Here is a 17,285-nt window from a genome sequence, read left to right as displayed (position 1 = left end):
GGACCCTCCTCCAGGCGCCGGCGCACCCGTGGCTGTCTTCGCCACGACCTTCACCCTGGATCCCGACTTTTTCGAGCGTGACTGCCTGGCCAGGTTCACGGCGGTCTCTAGTGTCGAGGAGGGGAACGGCACAGTCCACGATCTTGTCGCGCGGATCGAACTCGAGGAGAAGCTGGCCGAAGTCCCCGTGACGGTCCTTGCCGATCGCGCCACCCGTGCTGACCGCACCTCGCTGCGGTGGGATCTGCTTCACGGACACGTCCCCGGAGGACTACTGCACGCCAAGGTTGCCGTGCTGTTGTGGGCGGACGCCACCCGGCTGCTGCTCGGGTCAGCCAATCTGACTCCTGCCGGCTATCGCCGACAGATCGAGTTGAGCCTCGCCGCTGACCTCGGCCCTCGGTGCCTTTTTCCATCTGACCTGTTGGTCGCGCTGGCCGACGAGCTGAAGGACTACCTCAACCTCGTGCCGGGGGCCGACCTGGTCACGCCGGGAATCGCTCGAGCCCGCTCGGCACTGGATCTCTTCCGGGACCGGGCCATCAGCCAGAGGCCAGCCCGCCCGGGACGCCGCGCTGCCCTGGGGGTCTGTCTGGCTCCGTCCGGGCTTGGGAGAAGTCCACTCGACAGTCTCAAGGAAGTGTGGGATGGCCCGCGACCGCTCCGTGCGACCCACCTCTCACCATTTTGGGACAGCCACGATCTCGCAGTGGTCAACCGCGTTCGCCGACTGCTCACCGGGCACGGAGCCCGCTCCCACCAAGTGGTCACTGTGCGGACCCCGGAGGGGATGGTGCCCGTTCCGACGGCCGTCCGAGCCCGAGTCGACCATGTGTACGAACTGGCGCGCGAGGATCGCGAACTGCGCGCGCTCCACGCGAAGTGTCTGGTCATCGAGAGCGACCGCTTCGTCGCGGCGCTAGTCGGCAGCTCCAACCACACACGCGCAGGCCTTGGGCTGAACGGTGGGAACTCCCACCGCGAGCTCAATGTGTGGCTCGGAGCGCCGGCCGGAAGTGCCGAGGGGGTCTGGTTGATGGCACTCGTCGCGCCAGCCGAGGAACTGGCGGACGAGACGCTCAGCGTCGACGGCCTCGATGTCGACGAGAGTGACGAGGATCTGCCTGCCCTGCCCCTGGGCTTCACGCTCTGCCGACTGCAACGGGACGCCTCCTGCTGGACCTTGATCATGCAGTTCGATCCGGAACAGTTGCCGTCCGACTGGACGGTGAGCACAGCCAGCGAAGAACCTCTATGGTCGGGCGCGGACTGGGCCGCTGAGGGTCGCCCGAGGCGAGCCGAGTTCAAGCTCGACGAGGCGAGCCTGCCGGCCTACGTGGTGGTGCGCTGGGACGGGAACGCGGCACCCTGGACGGTCTTGGTGGACGATCCAGCAGCCCTGCCAAATGGGCCCGCAATCGCGGCTTTGTCTCTTCGCCAACTGCTCGAGGCTCTTGCTCGGGGTCATTCGCTGTCAGCGGCGATGCGCGAGGCGCTGGCGGCACAGCTCGACACCCACGCCGAAAACTCCGTGGCCCTCGACCCTCTGCGCCGGTTCGACGACCAGGAGAACCTGCTTCGGCGGGGTCGCGCCCTCTCGAAGGCGCTGGCTCAGTTGCACGAGCGCTTGAGCAGACCCGCGCTGCACCTGGACGCTCTGCAGGCGCGCTTGGCTAGTCCCCTCGGTCCTCGGCACCTCGCTGACAAGGCACTGGAAGAGGTCCGCAACGCAACACTGTCCAAGGCTGAGGGGGCGTTCACGGTAGCCGAGGTGGCCCTCACCGTTGGTCGGGTCGACTGGGGGCGGGTGTGCGCCGACATCGACGTCCAGCTCGGGATGCTGGCGGTCGAAAGGACACTGGCCCACCTCGAGGAAGTTCAACAGGCAGTCGGGTCGAGCGGCAGCCTCATGACGCTCTACACGAAGCGCGCTGCGAAGGAGGCCCAGCGATGTCTGTCGAACTGACGGCACGACTCCGCATCGATTCACCTGTGCCCGCCTTTCAAGAGGACTGGACTCGGCAGCGACGAACCGCCAGCGACATCCTGAATCGGTTCCGCCGCCAGGAAGGGGTGATTCTGGCCGACCAGGTCGGTATGGGAAAGACCTACGTTGCGCTCGCGGTGGCCGTCTCCCAGATCCTGGCCACCAAGCCATTGGGACAGGTACTCGTCCTAGCCCCCGCCGCGGTGGCTGACAAATGGGTGCGGGAATGGTCCGCCCTGAGCGCCTCGCTCCTGCTTCCCGGGGGCCCGGAGGTGCGCTGCTCCCCAGGCGCCTTGCGCAGCGGCGAGGCGCTCCTAGCTGCGCTGGACGATCCGCCCGACCGGCGGGCCCACCTCGTCGTGGCGACACACACGGCTTTGACCTCCCGGCTCAAGGACACCTTCGTCCAATTGGCCGTCCTCCAGGCCGCGGTCCGTGGTCGCCCCGGAGCCGATGACGCGAGAAGCCGGATCGCCCGTTGGTGTGATCGTCAGCGTGGCTTGATCCAAGATCGACGGCTCACCCCTGACCGAGTGCGTCGCCTCCTACAACGACCACCGCAGGGGTGGAGGTCGGACTGGGCGGAGATTGCCGGCGAGGAGTTGCCCGACGACCCCGTCCCCGAGGCCGTGATCCAGGCGTTAGGCGGTCTCGATCTCGCTGCCGTCAGGTCTTGCGTCGATGCGTTGCCCAAGTACAGCTCCAAGAACATCGACCTGCGACTGAAAGCGGCACGGGCGCAGATCTCTGCGGCAACGCAATCAACGTGGAAGATCGCCCTGGCGTCAACGCGCCTGCAGATGCCACTGCTGATCGTGGACGAGGCACACCGACTCAAGAACGACCAGACACTGATCTCCCAGCTTTTCGCCCCACGCAAAGCCGCCGCAAGCGCAGGTGCGCTAACCGGGCACTTCGACCGGATGCTCATGCTGACCGCCACACCGTTCGAACTCGGTCATCACGAGTTGATACGCGTACTGAGTCGGCTCAGCGCAGTGCGGGGTCCACTCCCCGCTCAGCCGCCGCTCCACGACCGATTGGCTACCCTGGCCGAAGTGCTCCGTCTCGCCCAGGGCGCTGCCGTGCACCTTGACGGGCGCTGGTCGGCGCTCCAACCACACGAAGCGAATGACTTCGACACCTGGACTCCCGACGCGCCCGTCCCGGCGGAAGTATCGGCCGCCGCGACGAGCGCTTGGCGTGCGGCGCAGGAGGCCGTTCGCACCCGCCAGCAGATGCACGACGTCTTGGCGCCCTGGGTGATCCGGCACCAGCGCGCGCTGCGACGCAGCTATATCGACGGAGCAGCGGTCTCGCCCGGGGCGTCTCAGCAAACCGGTGGAATCCAGATCGAAGACGACATCGCCCTCCCCTTCCTCTTGGCTGCCCGAGCGCAATCGCTGGCGACGGAGGAATCGCAGGGAGGGTCCCGCCCCTACTTCGCCTACGGGATCGCCTCGTCCTTCGAGGCGTTCGGCCGCTTGGGTGGGGTCGGTGCCGAGCTCGACAACGATGATCCAGAGGAAAGGCGGGCCCCGCCGGAGTCTCCGACCCGAGATGCGAGCGGCGCCGGTTGGTACCGCCATCAGATAAATCTCCTGCTGCAAGAAGGCGACCTTGATCTCGGGCGGCACCCGAAGATCGCGGCAACTGTCGACCGGGCACTGGACCTGTGGTCGCGGGGCGACAAATGCTTAATCTTCTGTTGGTTTATCCGCACCGGCCAAGCCGTCGAGAGGGTCCTCTCCGAACGCGTCGATGCCATGATCACCCGACGTGCAGCGACGGCACTCTCGGTCGACATGACTGCCACGGACGACGAGCTCGAGCGTCTAGCCGAACGACTGCTCAGGCGGGGATCGGGATCCCATGACTTCATTCGCCGTAGGCTCCATGAGCTGTTCTCAGTCGACCTAGGGGTGGACCAGGAGTCGGTCGTGACACTGACCGAAGCCGCAATCCGTCAGCTCCGCACACCCGGATCTCTTGTCAGGTTCACGCCCCTGCACCCCTCGATGACCGCCGAAGAGCTGTGGCGCGGGGCCTCAGGCGACAACCCCGGCAAGATCGATCTCCGGATCCGCTGGCGTCGTTTTGCTGCGAGAGTCGCGCAGATGAGCGCCGACGAACGAGTCCGGATCTTCGACGCCTTGCTCGGAGAGCAGACTGAGGCTGGCTCGAATGAGAGCGACGAGGTCCAAGGCCGTGGTACCAGCCTCCGACCCGTGCGTCGTGCTCATGGCGGAACGGAGCGATCACTCCGTGAACGACTGATCGCTGTCTTCAACACTCCCTTCGCTCCGGATCTCCTGGTAGCGAGTTCGGTCATGGGGGAAGGCATCGACTTACACAGGGAATGCCGCCATGTCATCCACCACGATCTTGATTGGAATCCGAGCGTCTTGGAGCAGCGCACTGGACGGCTCGACCGCATCGGCGCCCTGGCCGAGGCGGAGAGGGCCGATATAGCCGTCTGGGAGCCGTACTTGGGAGGCACTCATGATGAAAAGATGTTCCGGGTCGTGAAAGATCGCGCCGGCTGGTTCGACGTTGTCATGGGACGACCGACGGCCCAAGATGAGTCATCAACCGACGCTGAGGAGCGGCGTGTGCCGCTCGCTCCGTCGATCCGATCTGCCCTGAGAATGAATCTGGAGTCGCGGTGAGCGGCCAGCAAATCGCGCCGCTCAAGAGAGGGTCAGAGTCGTCTCCGGAGCTCGAAGCCGACAAGCGGCAACAAGAACATGGCAATGGGACCTGCGGCGCCGGTCCGAGACAGCCCTGTGGATATGGCGGCCTCACTGGACAGCTGACTGCCAGCAGCCGAGGCCATGCCTCCCTCTTTCAACTCCCTCGACACATGGTGGCAGGTGAAGGATTCGAACCTTCGTAGGCTGAGCCGACGGATTTACAGACCGTCCACCAAACCTCTTCTGACAAGGGAAAACGCTTGAGATTGCGGCTGTGCGGGACGAAATGGGGACAAACTGGCCGTCGCGCATCGGTGTCGGTCAGAGTCACCCGGGCAAGCGAAGCGCAGTACACGGAAACATTGGGAATCGCCGATCGGCCAGGGCTCAGCCGTCGAGTTGGTCGAGTAGCCGGCGACCGATGATCTCGCCGGCGGCCCCGACCGTGTAGCCGTCGGGCCAGGCGGTGACCAGCAGGTCGAGATCGCGCCGGAAGGTCGGGTTGGTGATCTTGCGGTCCAGATTCGCTCGGCTCCCGGGTCGGCGACGGCCTCGCCACGCCCCAGGTGGTGATCGCCTCCGCCGGGATCACAGGTCCGGCTCCACGACCCGGTTCAGAAACACCATCCAGTCCCGATCGATGCATCCCGACGCTCCTCCAGCCGGGTCCAGCCGCGACGGCGTCGGCGTCGCCGACACCACCTCCGCCGCCAGCTCGTCAAGATCATCGACATCCGTGAACCGGTCCAGCACCCAACCGACCCGGCGACCCGCCGCCCCCGGGAACCGCGGCACCAACGCCACCAGATCGGCCAGCTCGAAGCCCTCCAGCTCGGCCAGCTCGCCGATCACCGTCGCCGCGTTGTCGATCCCTCCCGACGTGCCACATCCGTGGCCAGGTCCAACATCGTCGCTGCAACCGACGACACCCGAGCCGACCCCGCCCGCGTCGGATGCGCCACCGTCGGGATCCCCGCCACCTTCCGCTGCGCGAACTCGAATGGCGTCCGACCCACCACCCGGCCGCGCACCTGCCGAACCACCGCCACCTGGAACACCTGCGCCGCCTGATGCCCGACCCCGTGCAACCCGGCGGCGGTCAACCAGCCCACGTCGTAGCCGATCCCCAGATACCCCATCATCAGATCGATCAACTCGATCCCTGGCGGACCACCCCAGGTGCGAAACTCCGGCGACACCGGCACCCACAACCCCCGCACCGGCTGCACCCACTCTCCCCGCCGAGCCGGCACATGCAACCGCCGCCGCACCTGATCGACCGGCACCCCCAACAGCGCGGCCAACTCCTCCACCGTCAACGAAGACCGACCATGCGACAACGCCCAATGCGCCGCCCGCGGGGCAGCGACGCTGACCATCTCCATGTCGACAGGCGTCACACTATGCGTGACGATCAGCAAGCTGCCGAACCGAGCCGTGATGCCCCGGCCGGCTGGGACTCAAATGACGTGCGCAATGGGTCCCGGCCGAAGACCGTCTTGACCGAGGCCCGCAGTCAGGTCGAGATCGAGGTGCCCCAGGACCGGGACGGGACCTTCAAGCCGCAGATCGTGAAGAAGCGCAACGAAGGCGACCGGCGTCGACGTGATCGTCCTCAGCCTCTAAGCGAAAGGCGTGACCAGCGAGTAGATCAATGCGCACTTTGCCGAGCGAGCGGTGTGAGGCATGCGGCGGGCTTCGGTCAGCGACACGTCAGGCGATGTTGAGCAGCACACCGATGTAGGCCACGACCGCGCCCATCAGCGTCATCGACGTGACCCAGCGCCAGACCCGACCGTGCACCGAAACGGCCAACCCCGCGCCCAGCCCGCCGAGACCGAGGACCGAGACGAGCAGTGCCGTCCAGCTGTACGGCGCCAACAAGGCGCCGACCAAGAGGGGCGTGACCGCGCCGACGAAACTGGCGAGACACCCGACACCCGCTGCCGTGAGCGCCTCGCGCAGCACCTGTCGGCCCAGTGAGCCGGCCGCCAGCCGGCCCGAGCGGGTCAGACTGAGTTCGTGCTCGGCGCGGGTCAGCTCAGAGCGGAGCTGCGCGTACTCGGCCACGAAGATCGTGAACACCGCCGAGACCAGTGCGACCGCCCCGACTTTGAGGCCGAGCGAAACCCCGAGGCCGCGGCCGTGCAGCACCGATGCCGACGCAAGGGTGAGCGCATTGACGATCCCGTCGGCCAGCCCGAGGGACAGCGGCAGCAAGTACTGCTGGCGCCACGAACCGCGGAGGCCGCTCACCCGCCAGTGGATCCGCGGACCCGGGCCACGCGTTCCACAATCCGGTCCCCGACCACCACTTCGTCGATCGAGTGCAGGGCCGCGCCGACCCGCTCGATCGCCCGGATCAGCGCCTGGACGTCGATCCCGTCACCCTCCACCGTCACCTCGGTCCCGACGGTCTCGACGTCGATGTCGGTGACGGTGATGTTGACCGCCTCCACCCCGGCGACGGACTCCATCGCCGCGGCCAGTTCGAGCAGGTCGGGACGCTGGACGGCCTTGTCCACGTCCAGCTGCAGCCGACGCACGTTCACGATCTCTCCTGGCCCTCCGGTTCGCGCGCTGTCCGGTCCATCGCCAGCAGCCGCCACTCGTCCGGTCCGACCCGTTCGATCACGCTCCAGCCGGCGGTGCGGAAGTGGTGATCTTGCAGGTCCGTTCTCGCTGCGACCGTGCCGACCAACTCACGCAGCACCGCGTCGTGGGTGACGAAGGCGATGTTGCCCCGCTCCAGCAGCGGCCGACGACCGGCGAGCAGTCGACCGGCCCGGTCGGCGACGGAAGCCCGGGACTCGATGCCCGGAGCAGCGTCGATGCTCCCCCACTGCTCGATGACCTCCGACTCCGGTTCTCCAGCCCAGTCGCCGTAGTCGCGATCGAGGAGCTCCTCCCGGAGTCTCGGCTCACCCAGGTTGGCGACCCGGCAGATGGCCTCCGCGGTCTGGACCGCCCGGCGCAGCGGACTGCAGAACACCGCGAGCAGCGACTGGCCGGCGAGGGCCTGAGCGGTCCGGCGGACTTCGGCCAGACCGACGCGATCGAGCGGAGGATCCAATCGACCACGCAACCGGTCGCCGGCATTGAGGGCGGTCCGGCCGTGTCGCACCAACAACACCTGGCCGGAGCGTGGGTGCGTCGGGCGGAGTGGGGCGGCATTGCTCACGGACATGATTGCTCCTGGCGAAGATCATCGACAGGGGTCATCAGCGCACGCGGTTCGAGATCCGAACACAAGGGTCTCGGGCGGACTCCATCGCCAATCGGAGTGTAGCCGAGGTTTGCTATGCTCGACAACACGGCGGTGGGGCTCGCCGGACCCGAACCGTGACAGCCGTCGCCAACAGTCCCTACCCGGATCGATTGCGATCGTGAGGTAGGCGTGCGCCCCGACCAGACCGAACCTTCCACCGACGAGCACGAGCGCTCGGAGCAGTGGCTCACGCCCGGAGTCCTCGGTGTCGGTGCTGCGTCTCTTTGCAGCGACAGCAGTCACGAGCTGGTCACGTCCTTGCTGCCCACGTTCCTCAGTTCCACCCTGCACGCCGGCCCCGGTCTGCTCGGGGTGATCGAGTCGATCTCGGATGCGCTCACCGGTCTCTCGAAACTGGCCGGTGGTCCGCTCGCCGCCGACCCGCGCCGACGGGCCCGGCTGGCCTCCTCGGGCTATCTGGGGACGGCGGTGGCCACCGCGGCGATCGGTCTGACCACCGCCGTCTGGCAGGTCGCGGTGCTCCGGGCCGTCGCCTGGGTCTCGCGCGGGATCCGCTCGCCGGCGCGCGACCTCGTGCTCACCTCGCTCGCGCGGTCCGACCGCTATGGCCGGGCGTTCGGGGTCGAGCGGTTCGGCGACAACGCCGGTGCCGTGGTCGGGCCGCTCCTGGCCGCCGGCCTGGTCGGTGTCCTCGGCGTCCGTCACACCATCCTGCTGGCCATCGTGCCCGGACTGCTGGCGGCGCTTGCGATCCTGATCGCTGCCCGGGAGGCGCGCCGCAACCTCGGTTCCCCGGCGGCGCGCCGGGGCCTCGGGCTCAACCTGGCGGCGCTGCGCCGGGCCGGAGTGGTCCGCCTGCTGATCCCGGTGGCGATGTTCGAGCTGGGCAACGTGGCCACCACGATGCTGATCCTGCGGGCCACCGACCTGCTGCGTGTGGCCGGGTCGGGGGCACCGACTCGGACCCTGGCCGCGGCGACCAGCCTCGCGGTGCTGCTCTACGCCGGCCACAACGTCGCCGCCGCACTGGCCGCGCTGCTGGCCGGCCGGGTCGCCGACTCCACCGGCCGACCGCGGCTGGTGTTGGGAATCGGGGCGGCGCTCTACCTGGTGGGTTACGGCGTCTTCGCCGTCGGCCCGCACGGCTGGCCGGTACTCCTCGGCGGCTTCCTGATGGCGGGAGCGGGTATCGGCTTCGCCGAGCCTGCCGAATCGGTCCTGCTGGCCCGCGGGCTGCCCGAGGAGTTGCGGGCGCACGGATTCGGCCTGCTCGGGCTCGTGCAGGCGCTCGCCGACCTCGGCTCGACCGCGGTGGTCGGGGCGCTCTGGGCCGGCGTCTCGGCGGCCGTCGGCTTCGGTTACGCCACCGGGTGGATGCTGCTCGCGGTGATCGGCTGTCTGGTGGTCAGGACCCGCTTCCGGTCCGAATCCCCCGGCTCGGATGGCGCCGCCGACCCGGACCCGGCGCAGTGAGCGACGACCCGGATGCGCCGCCGGGCCTGGCCGTGACCGTGGCCGAGCTCGACCGGCTGGCGCCGGAGTCCGTTCGTCCGCGCCTGCAGGCACTGGCCGCCCGGGTCGAGCAGCCCCGGCTGAGGGTATTGGTGGCCGGCGAGGCCAAACGCGGCAAGAGCACCCTGGTGAACCGGCTGATCGGGGTCGACCTGCTGCCCACCGGCGCGATCCCGCTGACTGCGGTGCCGACCACGGTCGTGTGCCCCGCCCAAGACGTCGAGGGTCCGGAGCCCACCGGTCCGCCGAGCTGGCTGCTCGTCGACCACACGGATGGACGCCAGGAGCGGCTGCCGGTCGAAGCGCTGCCCGGGCTGGTCACCGAGCGGCTCAACCCCGGCAACGCGCGCGGAGTGCGAGAGGTCCGTCTCGAGCTGGCCGCTGCACCGCCCGGTCTGGCCGGGGTCGAGCTGGTCGACACACCAGGGCTCGGCTCGATCTGGCAGCACAACACGGCGGCGGCCCGCACCGCTCTGGTGACCCTGGACGCGGTGATCGTGGTGCTCGGCGCCGACCCGCCGGTCACCGCGGCCGACCGCGATCTGCTGGTCGGGGTCGCGGACCGGGCCGTACGCACCTTCGTCTTCGTCAACAAACTCGACCGACTGGAGCCCGCCGAGCGGGCCGAGGTGGTCTCCTTCACCGCCGACGTGTGCCGCCGGGCCGGGCTGGACCCGGCCTCGCTGTGGTCGGGCTCGGCCCGACCGACCGGATCCCGGTCGGCGGGCGACGAAGGCTTCTGCGCCTTCGCGGCCGCTTTCGTCGAGTACCTGCGCGACCGCGGTCACGTCGACGCCGAGCGGGCCATGGCCCGGCACCTTCACCGGTTGGCCGTCGAACTGTCCGAGGAGGTCTCCGTCGAACTCGCGGTGCTGGCCGCGGACAGCATGGCGGACCGGGCCCGGGCGGCCGAGCTCCGTAAGCGGATCGTGTTGCTGAGCGCCGAGACCGACGGCCTGACCGAGGAGTGCGAACGCGTCGCAATCCGGCTCAGGCGGCGCCTGGACGCCGCAGCGACCGAGCTCACGCTCCGGTTGGTCCGGTGCGGTCGGCAGGCGGCAGCAGACGCGTCCGCTGTCAGCAGGGGGACGTCCGAGCAGATCGAGTCGCTCGGACGAGCGGCAGTCGAGAGCGCGGTCCGCCCCGGTCTGACCGCGTGGCGGGAAGACCAGGTGTTCCGGATCGAGAGCGGCCTCGGCGCCCTGCGCGACCTTGTCGGCACCCGGGTGGGAGAGCAGCTGCAGCAGCTGCGCAGCGACGCCTCGACTCTGGTCGGGGTCCGGCTGGATGCTGCCGGAGACCGCTTCGAGCTGCCTGAGTCGCCGGACTTCCGTTACGCCTGGGAGCCGGACGCGGGCTGGCGGGCACCCGGCGCCGACCTGGTCCGGCACAGGACTCCCGGTGCGGCCCGTCGAGCCCGGCAGCGGTTGCTCGACGGCCTGCCCGATCTGATCGACCGCCAGGTCGGGCGTTCCCGCTCCGACCTGCAGTATCGGCTCGAGCAGGCCACCCGCAAGCTCGCCGGCCAATTGCGCGAGCAACACCTGGACCGGCTGGACCGACTGGCCGCGATCCTGGCCACCGACCGGGCCGGTTCGGCGGCCCGCCAGGGGGGAACGGATGTCCGACGGGCCGCACTGATCGAACGACGCGAGCGCCTGTCCACGCTGATCGCCACTCTCGCCCGTGCCGCCTCCTGAGCGTCGGGCGCCCGGATATGCGTTCGGGACGAGATGTGCCGGACAGCGACCAGATCATCGCTGGGGCTCGGGCCACGGTGACAGCCGGGCGTAGAGATCGGCCCCGAAGCTGGTCGGCAGCGGCTCGGCCTCGACCAGACGGTAGGTCCGGACGCCGTCTCCGCGCCGCTCGGCGCGGAGGAACAGAGGCTCGTCCCGGCTGTGCTGCAACCTGTCGGCGAGAGCGTACAGATGGGTGACCACCACCACCCCGACGCCCGCTCGCGTCAGCCCCTGCACGACCTCGGCCCCGATCTCGGCAGCTTCGGATTCGTTGGTGGAGGCGAACGACTCGTTCATCAGCACGAGTCCGCCCGGGGTCACCGCATCCACGATGTCCTTCATCCGTCGCAGCTCGTCGTCGAATCGCCCGCTCGTCAACGTCGCGTCCTCCTCCCGGAGGAAATGGGTGAACAGACCGGAACGTAGGGTCCAGGTCCAGTCCTCGGCGCAGACGAACAGACCGCACTGGGACATCAGCACCCCAAGCCCGACCGCGCGGAGGAAGGTGGACTTTCCACCCGAGTTCGCGCCGGTGATCACCACGGTCGTCCGGTCGTCAGCGTTCAGGTCGTTACCCACCGGCCTCGCCGCCGCACCGCCGGCTCCGCCCAGGACCAGGCAGGGGTCGTAGAGACCGTGGGCGGTCAGCCGGGACCCGTCAGTCCGCAACGGCTCCGGGCGGGTCACCGCAACCCCGGCGGTCTCGAGGGCGGTCTGCAGCTGGGCGCAGCCCAGATAGAAGCCGAGCTCGACGCGCAGCTTGCGGAACAGCCCGACGAGGTGGTCGGCAGCCTGCCCGGCGGCGTCGGCGACCCTGTTCACGCCTCGGCTCTCCAGATCCGACAACGCGTCGACGCCGGCCTGGTCACGGGCAGCTACCTGAAAGGAGAACGATCGGGTGTCGCCGAAGCCGAGCCGATCGGCGAGATGCTGACGCTCGGGACGGTGGAGGACATCGCCGACACCTGCGTTGCCGAGGCCGAGCCGCTTGCCGATCACCACACCACCGGGAAGCTGCAACCGTGCGATCTCGGCCTCGACCTGCTGGCAGTAGTTCTCGTCGAGATCGGTGACGATCGCCGCGAACAAGGTTCGGAGTCCGCTGTCCCCGAGCCGGTCCATAGCCTCGTCGGCGATCCTGCGGAGCCGACGCAGGTAGGGCAACAGGTCGGCGAGGACGTCGATGGCGTGGTGCAACACGACCCTGGGGTTGTCGCGCATGAAGCCGCCGAACACCCGGCGACGGACGTCCAACGCGTCGCCGGCCAGCTCGTAGAGAGCGCGGACGACCTCGGGTACGCGGCTGCAGTCGCGCAGGATCTGCTGCCGGTACTCGATCAGCGCAACGTCGTCGAGCGGCCGTAGCAGCACCTGCCGGGCGACCGCGTACAGCAGGTCATCGCCACCGGCCATCGCCTCGAACAGGGGTTCGGCCTGCAGGTCGACGACCAGGTCGTCGGTCCAGGACGGCAGCGGCGCATCCAGGTCCAGATCGTCGTCGGGGAGCATCAGTCGGACCTTCACGAGTTCGCCTCCTGGTCGTGTCGACCTTGCCGAGCCGGTCGGTCACGGTCCAGTTCGACCGCCGCTGGGCGGGCCTCGATCGCGTCGGTCACCGCCCCCCGCACCAAGCCGTACCTCTCGGCCAGTGCCTTCGCATAGTGGTGACCGGTCGGAGCGCTGCGGAGCACCTGGAACGTCCGTCGCGTGGGGTCCTCCGGGTCGGTCGCGCTGACCATGCTGACTGTCTCCTGCCCGAGTGTGGCCAGCGCTTCTACGAAGGTGACGTAGACCCCGAAGGCTTCCTTCGCGGCGATCTGCTCGATGATCTTGGTGCCCAGGAACTCCGCGTCGGCGAGCGTGGTCGACGAGAACATCTCGTTGATCAGGATGACCGAGCCGGCGTCGGCACGGCTGAGCACCGCGTGGATGCGACGGAGGTCGTTCTCGAGCTTCCCGCCGACGTCGGCCGATTCCTCCTGCCGTTCGAAGTGGGTGTCGATCGAGGAGGCCAACCTCACTCGCGCCGAGCGGGCCGGGACCGGACAGCCGATCGCGGCGAGGTGGTAGAGCTGCCCAACGCTCCGGCAGAAAGTCGACTTGCCACCCTGATTCGGCCCGCTGACCACCAGCACCCGCTCGGCACCGGAACGGGCGAAGTCGTTGCCCACCGGTCTACCGTCGGTGCCCGGGGCGAGGGCGAGGGCGAGGGCGAGATCGACCACGTCCTCGACCTGCTCGTCCCGGTCGGGGTCACCGGGCTCGATCAGTTCCGGGTGACAGAAGCTGACTCCGCGTGCCGACAGCCTGGTGACGACATCGAGATAGCGCAGGAAGAACTGGACCTCCTCGTCGAAGCGCACCAGCACCGGATCGAGGAAGTCGGTGTGATCGTCGCAGAAGCGCCGCAGTGCGTCGAACGGTGCGGGGTCGAGACGAGCGACCCGATCGAGGATGTCTGACTCGACATAACTCATCGAGGTGGTATCGGTCAGCTTGCTCACATGGCTCTTCGCCGCCATCTGCTGCAGCCGGGCGAAGGTGTCGGCGACCTGGGCACTGTAGTCGTACCCGTCGTCGCTCGGCTGGTCGGTCTCCAGCGACACCGTGACCCGCAGGCCCTTGATCCGCACCACATACCGGATCGTGGCCAGACCCCTGTCCACCTCAGCAGTCTCGGTCGCGAACGACCGGAACGCCTCCCCCTGCTGCAGGGAGCTGAGGTGATCGGCAATCGCTGCGAGCCCGCTGCCGAGCTCGGCGGCGGCGTTCAACAACCCGACGAGATCGCGGACCGCACGGAGGTAGCTGCGGGCACCCTCGAGCAGCCAGCCGCGCCGTTGGTGGTCGTGGTGCAGGTCGGTGGCGTTCTTCCGGCAGCCGCGCACCCGCTCCATCGTCTCCACGAAACGCAGCAGACCGGCGCGCAGTTCGCTGTCTCGCTGCAGATCGGCGAACACACCGAGCCGTCGACGGATCGTGCCGACATCGTCGAGCCGTCGCCGGAACAGCGGACTGACGTCGATCCTGCCGCGCCGTCGAAGTGACGCCTGGACCTGGTCCAGCCGGAGATCCTGGAAATAGTCGGGATCGGCGTCGCTGTCGGCTCCGCCAGCCGATCCGTCGAACGCCACACTGATTGTCGCCACTGCTTGTCCGGACACACAGCCTCCTGCACAGCCCTTCATTCGAGGGGTTGTCGAGTGCAGGAGCTATCAGCCGGATCGGCGGTCGAAGGCGAGCCCCATCGCCTGATATCCGAACCGTAGCGGACGACCGGTGAAGTCGGCCAGGGCGGGTCCACAGTCCGTTCTTCGGATCGCCGTGCTACTTTTCAATTGGCGATGGAATCCGCCGGAACCAATGGTCGACGTTGGTCGGCCAGAGTTCGAACCGCGCGACGCTGATGATCCCTACCCCTTTCGCAGGGCCTTGGCCCGGGAGGAGTCGCGCCGATGTCCATCACCGGAGCTGAATCGTCCGGCGCATCCGAGCAGCGACGCCGCACCGTCCTCGTCGGTGTCACCCCCGATCCGTCGGAAGCGGTGTTGCACGCCGCCGCTCGGCTGGCCACCGACCTCGGTGCCGGTCTGGTCTGCGGCTGTGCCGACGTCTCGGAGTACGTCGCCGACCTCGACCCCGACGGAACGCCGAGAGTCGAGCCTCTCGACCCGGACCTGGTCGAGGACGAGGAGCGGTCTTCTCGGCTTGCGGCCGATCTCCGGCACCGGGTTCGTACCGTCCTGCACCAGTTCTCCGGCGATCTCCGTGTGCAACTGCTGGCCGGGGATCCGGCGAGCGCTCTCAACCGACTGGCCCACGACGTCGATGCCGACTACCTGGTCGTGGGTGCCCGCCACGGTGGACTCCGGGCTGCGATGAGTGAGTTCTTCGGTGGATCCATCGCTGTCCAGCTGGTACACCGCCAAACCCGGCCGGTGCTGGTGGTGCCGGACTCGCCCGTGGTCGACGGAGGCCCACTGCCCTGGGAAACGCACGGGTGAGCCGGAGGGACACTCAGGCACGCTGCAACCACGACCATCGAAGGAGCTGACAGTGACTGAACAGGCTGACGGGCCGACCGACGTCCAGGCCCAGCAGCAACAGGTCATCATCGAACTGCTCGAAGAGTGCCGTGGCCTGTCCGAGGACGAGATCGAGGCGGTGCTGCGGCACGGGCTCACCGAGAGAGGGCTGACGCCACCGCCGTCTCCCTGGCTGCGATCGGTGGCCAGCGAGATCGCTGCCGACCACCTTTACGTGGTGGGTAACGGGTCGGTGCCGAACGACTACTTCAGCAACCCGCACGCCGAGCGTGCCGGGCAACGTGTTGGCGGCCACCATCTGCAACCGTCGGAGGAGACACGCAGAGAGGTCGACGACGAGGGCGAGGCGCCAGGCAACCAGCTCGTCTGACCCCTCGCTTCACCCCGTGGGCGGGGCGCTCTCCTGCTGCGTCCACGGACCACTCCGCGGCTCGGACGTGGTCGGCGGATGCGGCCGCCGCCGGCGACCGGCGTGTGCCCGATGGATCACCGCCAGCAGCGCGACGAAGCTGAACAGTCCGACGATCAGTCGGACGGTGTCGCTGTCGAAGCCGTCCCAAGCGGCGTGTAGCAAGACGACCAGGACGAATACCCCAACCGCCCGGAGCACCGCGAGTCCCTTCCGTCGGGAGCCGGGAATGGCCCAGATCGCAGCCGCGGCCATACCGGTCCAGGCCACGTGCCCGGCTGGTGACAGGATCGCCCGGAGCAACAAGGTCTGCTCGACCGCGCCCACACTCCCGCTGCGGAGCAGGGCGGTGAAGCCGTAGCCCATCGTCTCCAGGGTGGCGAACCCCATCCCGCTGGCCACGCCGATGATCACCCCGGCCTCGGCGCCGACCGCCGAGGACTTCCGCAGCCGGACGATGATCAAGACCAGCACGGGCATGATCAGCTTGACCGATTCCTCGATCAGCCCGACGAAGATCATCGACATGGTCCGGAGCCGGACCAGGGTGTCGTATTCCAACGTCCCGGCTGCAACCGTGCCGATCACCCCGCCGATCACCGCGACCAGGGTGATCAGACCTGGAGAGGCCAGGACCTTCCGCCCGCCCGAAGCAGCGAACACCAGCACGGTGGCGGGCACCACGATCGACCCGAGCAGGATCAGCGAGGGCAGAAAGTTGGGGTTCTCGGTTCTGATCATAGTGCGCAACACGAGCAGGTAGGCCACGACCCCTGCCACCAGCACGGCGATCCAGGACAGCCGACGCGGCCAGCTCTGCCGTCGTTCGCGTGCGTCGCGCCCGCTCGGGTCGGGGGGTGGCTCGACCACCTTCATCTCTTCGTCCTCTCCACGTCGTTCATCTTCATGATCCCGGGGGCTCTCGACCGGCGCGGTGGACACGCAGTTCGGCGGTCAGCTCGCGCACCTCCGCCCGCAGCGCGATCACCTCGGGGTGCACCGTCGGCTCGGCCGGCGGCTCGTCCCGGCGGACCCGGGCGACGAACCACGAGGCCAACGATGCGGTCACCACCCCGAGCAGCGCGACCCCGGCCACCATCAAGGCTGCCGCCACCCACCGGCCCTCGGTGGTGACCGGGTAGACGTCGCCGTAGCCGACGGTGGTGATGGTGGTCACCGCCCACCACAGACTCGTGCCGAACGTCTCGATGTTGGCACCGGGCGCGCCACGCTCGGCGGCCAGCTCGGCCAATGCTCCGGCATAGAGAACCAGCACCGTCGACAGCGCCACGTAGACCGCGACCCGCCCCTGCAGCGATTTTGAGGCTCGCCGGTCGATGAAGCGCAGCAGAGCGATCAACCGCAGCAACCGCAGCGGTCGGAGCACGGGCAGCAGCACGATCAGCAGATCCAGTAGGTGGTGGCGGAGATAGCTCAGCCGACCGCGGAGCCCGCCGCCGGCCAACAGCACTCGCATGGCGTAATCGATCGCGAACAATGCCCAGGTGGCGTAGTCGAGCAGCACCAACGTCCGCCGGACCGTGGTGGGCAGGCCCGGGTCGAGCACCAGCCATGAGTAGGCAGCCAAGAACACCAGTGCCGCGACTGCGAGCGGCCATTCGACCCGTCGCTGCCAGGCGTCCGGGGACACGGTCACGACCTCACCA

The 17,285-nt window shown here is 68.5% G+C and carries 16 protein-coding genes and 3 riboswitches; of the genes, 7 read left to right on the top strand and 9 right to left on the bottom strand.

Annotated features, from left to right (window positions below; all coding sequences use genetic code 11):
• The first annotated feature begins 28 nt into the window (after positions 1-28).
• Both FHX74_RS02605 and FHX74_RS02600 read left to right on the top strand, forming a co-directional pair.
• The gene (locus FHX74_RS02605) at positions 29-1,966 is read left to right on the top strand and encodes a phospholipase D-like domain-containing protein (protein ID WP_182558502.1); all 1,938 of its coding nucleotides are present in this window, start codon (positions 29-31) and stop codon (positions 1,964-1,966) included.
• The gene (locus FHX74_RS02600; RefSeq protein ID WP_182558501.1) at positions 1,951-4,656 is read left to right on the top strand and encodes a DEAD/DEAH box helicase; all 2,706 of its coding nucleotides are present in this window, start codon (positions 1,951-1,953) and stop codon (positions 4,654-4,656) included. Before FHX74_RS02605 ends, FHX74_RS02600 begins: the two co-directional genes overlap by 16 nt.
• A gap of 612 nt (positions 4,657-5,268) precedes the next feature.
• Here the strand turns inward: FHX74_RS02600 and FHX74_RS19780 are convergent.
• Positions 5,269-5,532, bottom strand: a complete 264-nt coding sequence (locus tag FHX74_RS19780; protein WP_220483391.1) for a hypothetical protein — start codon at positions 5,530-5,532, stop codon at positions 5,269-5,271.
• Positions 5,529-6,101 carry a type IV toxin-antitoxin system AbiEi family antitoxin gene (locus FHX74_RS19775; protein ID WP_235970083.1) on the bottom strand — a complete coding sequence of 191 codons (573 nt, stop codon included), beginning with the start codon at positions 6,099-6,101 and terminating at the stop codon, positions 5,529-5,531. The genes FHX74_RS19780 and FHX74_RS19775 overlap by 4 nt, the downstream gene beginning before the upstream one ends.
• Here FHX74_RS19775 and FHX74_RS21285 point away from each other — a divergent pair.
• Positions 6,012-6,407 carry a transposase gene (locus tag FHX74_RS21285; protein WP_407941456.1) on the top strand — a complete coding sequence of 132 codons (396 nt, stop codon included), beginning with the start codon at positions 6,012-6,014 and terminating at the stop codon, positions 6,405-6,407. The genes FHX74_RS19775 and FHX74_RS21285 overlap by 90 nt on opposite strands.
• Here the strand turns inward: FHX74_RS21285 and FHX74_RS02585 are convergent.
• Genes FHX74_RS02585 through FHX74_RS02575 form a run of 3 tightly spaced genes read right to left on the bottom strand, consistent with a single transcriptional unit; the run spans position 6,394 to position 7,813 of the window.
• On the bottom strand, positions 6,394-6,936 hold the full coding sequence (locus tag FHX74_RS02585) for a hypothetical protein (protein WP_220483389.1): 543 nt from the start codon (positions 6,934-6,936) through the stop codon (positions 6,394-6,396). The two genes, FHX74_RS21285 and FHX74_RS02585, sit on opposite strands and share 14 nt — an antisense overlap.
• Complete coding sequence (locus tag FHX74_RS02580) at positions 6,933-7,232, bottom strand: DUF211 domain-containing protein (protein WP_182558499.1); 300 nt, start codon at positions 7,230-7,232, stop codon at positions 6,933-6,935. Before FHX74_RS02580 ends, FHX74_RS02585 begins: the two co-directional genes overlap by 4 nt.
• Complete coding sequence (locus FHX74_RS02575; protein ID WP_182558498.1) at positions 7,229-7,813, bottom strand: histidine phosphatase family protein; 585 nt, start codon at positions 7,811-7,813, stop codon at positions 7,229-7,231. The genes FHX74_RS02580 and FHX74_RS02575 overlap by 4 nt, the downstream gene beginning before the upstream one ends.
• Before the next feature lie 72 nt (positions 7,814-7,885).
• Positions 7,886-7,965, bottom strand: a riboswitch (Fluoride riboswitch).
• 112 nt (positions 7,966-8,077) lie between these two features.
• Between FHX74_RS02575 and FHX74_RS02570 the strand changes: the two genes are divergently transcribed.
• Positions 8,078-9,382 carry an MFS transporter gene (locus FHX74_RS02570; protein ID WP_182558497.1) on the top strand — a complete coding sequence of 435 codons (1,305 nt, stop codon included), beginning with the start codon at positions 8,078-8,080 and terminating at the stop codon, positions 9,380-9,382.
• Positions 9,379-11,121 carry a dynamin family protein gene (locus tag FHX74_RS02565; protein ID WP_182558496.1) on the top strand — a complete coding sequence of 581 codons (1,743 nt, stop codon included), beginning with the start codon at positions 9,379-9,381 and terminating at the stop codon, positions 11,119-11,121. The genes FHX74_RS02570 and FHX74_RS02565 overlap by 4 nt, the downstream gene beginning before the upstream one ends.
• A gap of 54 nt (positions 11,122-11,175) precedes the next feature.
• On the opposite strand, the gene FHX74_RS02560 is transcribed toward FHX74_RS02565, so the two are convergent.
• Together FHX74_RS02560 and FHX74_RS02555 are read right to left on the bottom strand one after the other, a co-directional pair.
• Entirely contained in the window at positions 11,176-12,687 is a 1,512-nt protein-coding gene (locus tag FHX74_RS02560; protein WP_182558495.1) for a MutS-related protein, read from the bottom strand.
• Positions 12,684-14,351: a MutS-related protein gene (locus FHX74_RS02555; protein WP_182558494.1), complete on the bottom strand. Its 1,668-nt coding sequence runs from the start codon at positions 14,349-14,351 to the stop codon at positions 12,684-12,686. Before FHX74_RS02555 ends, FHX74_RS02560 begins: the two co-directional genes overlap by 4 nt.
• Positions 14,352-14,362: 11 nt before the next feature.
• Positions 14,363-14,424, bottom strand: a riboswitch (Fluoride riboswitch).
• A 70-nt stretch (positions 14,425-14,494) separates the two neighbouring features.
• Positions 14,495-14,586, top strand: a riboswitch (Fluoride riboswitch).
• A gap of 32 nt (positions 14,587-14,618) precedes the next feature.
• On the opposite strand from FHX74_RS02555, the gene FHX74_RS02550 reads away from it, so the two are divergent.
• A complete protein-coding gene (locus FHX74_RS02550) occupies positions 14,619-15,167 on the top strand; it encodes a universal stress protein (RefSeq protein WP_182558493.1) in 549 nt (182 codons plus the stop codon).
• Positions 15,168-15,219: 52 nt separating this feature from the next.
• Positions 15,220-15,579 (top strand): hypothetical protein, encoded by a 360-nt coding sequence (locus FHX74_RS02545; protein WP_182558492.1) that lies wholly within the window; start codon positions 15,220-15,222, stop codon positions 15,577-15,579.
• Between the two features lie 9 nt (positions 15,580-15,588).
• Here the strand turns inward: FHX74_RS02545 and FHX74_RS02540 are convergent, their stop codons facing one another.
• Together FHX74_RS02540 and FHX74_RS02535 are read right to left on the bottom strand one after the other, a co-directional pair.
• Entirely contained in the window at positions 15,589-16,488 is a 900-nt protein-coding gene (locus FHX74_RS02540; RefSeq protein ID WP_328823579.1) for a PrsW family intramembrane metalloprotease, read from the bottom strand.
• 34 nt (positions 16,489-16,522) lie between these two features.
• The gene (locus FHX74_RS02535) at positions 16,523-17,275 is read right to left on the bottom strand and encodes a potassium channel family protein (protein WP_182558490.1); all 753 of its coding nucleotides are present in this window, start codon (positions 17,273-17,275) and stop codon (positions 16,523-16,525) included.
• Positions 17,276-17,285 lie beyond the last annotated feature (10 nt).

Source organism: Microlunatus kandeliicorticis, assembly GCF_014137855.1.
GTDB lineage: Bacteria > Actinomycetota > Actinomycetes > Propionibacteriales > Propionibacteriaceae > Microlunatus > Microlunatus kandeliicorticis.
This window is presented reverse-complemented; position numbering and strand designations above follow the sequence as displayed.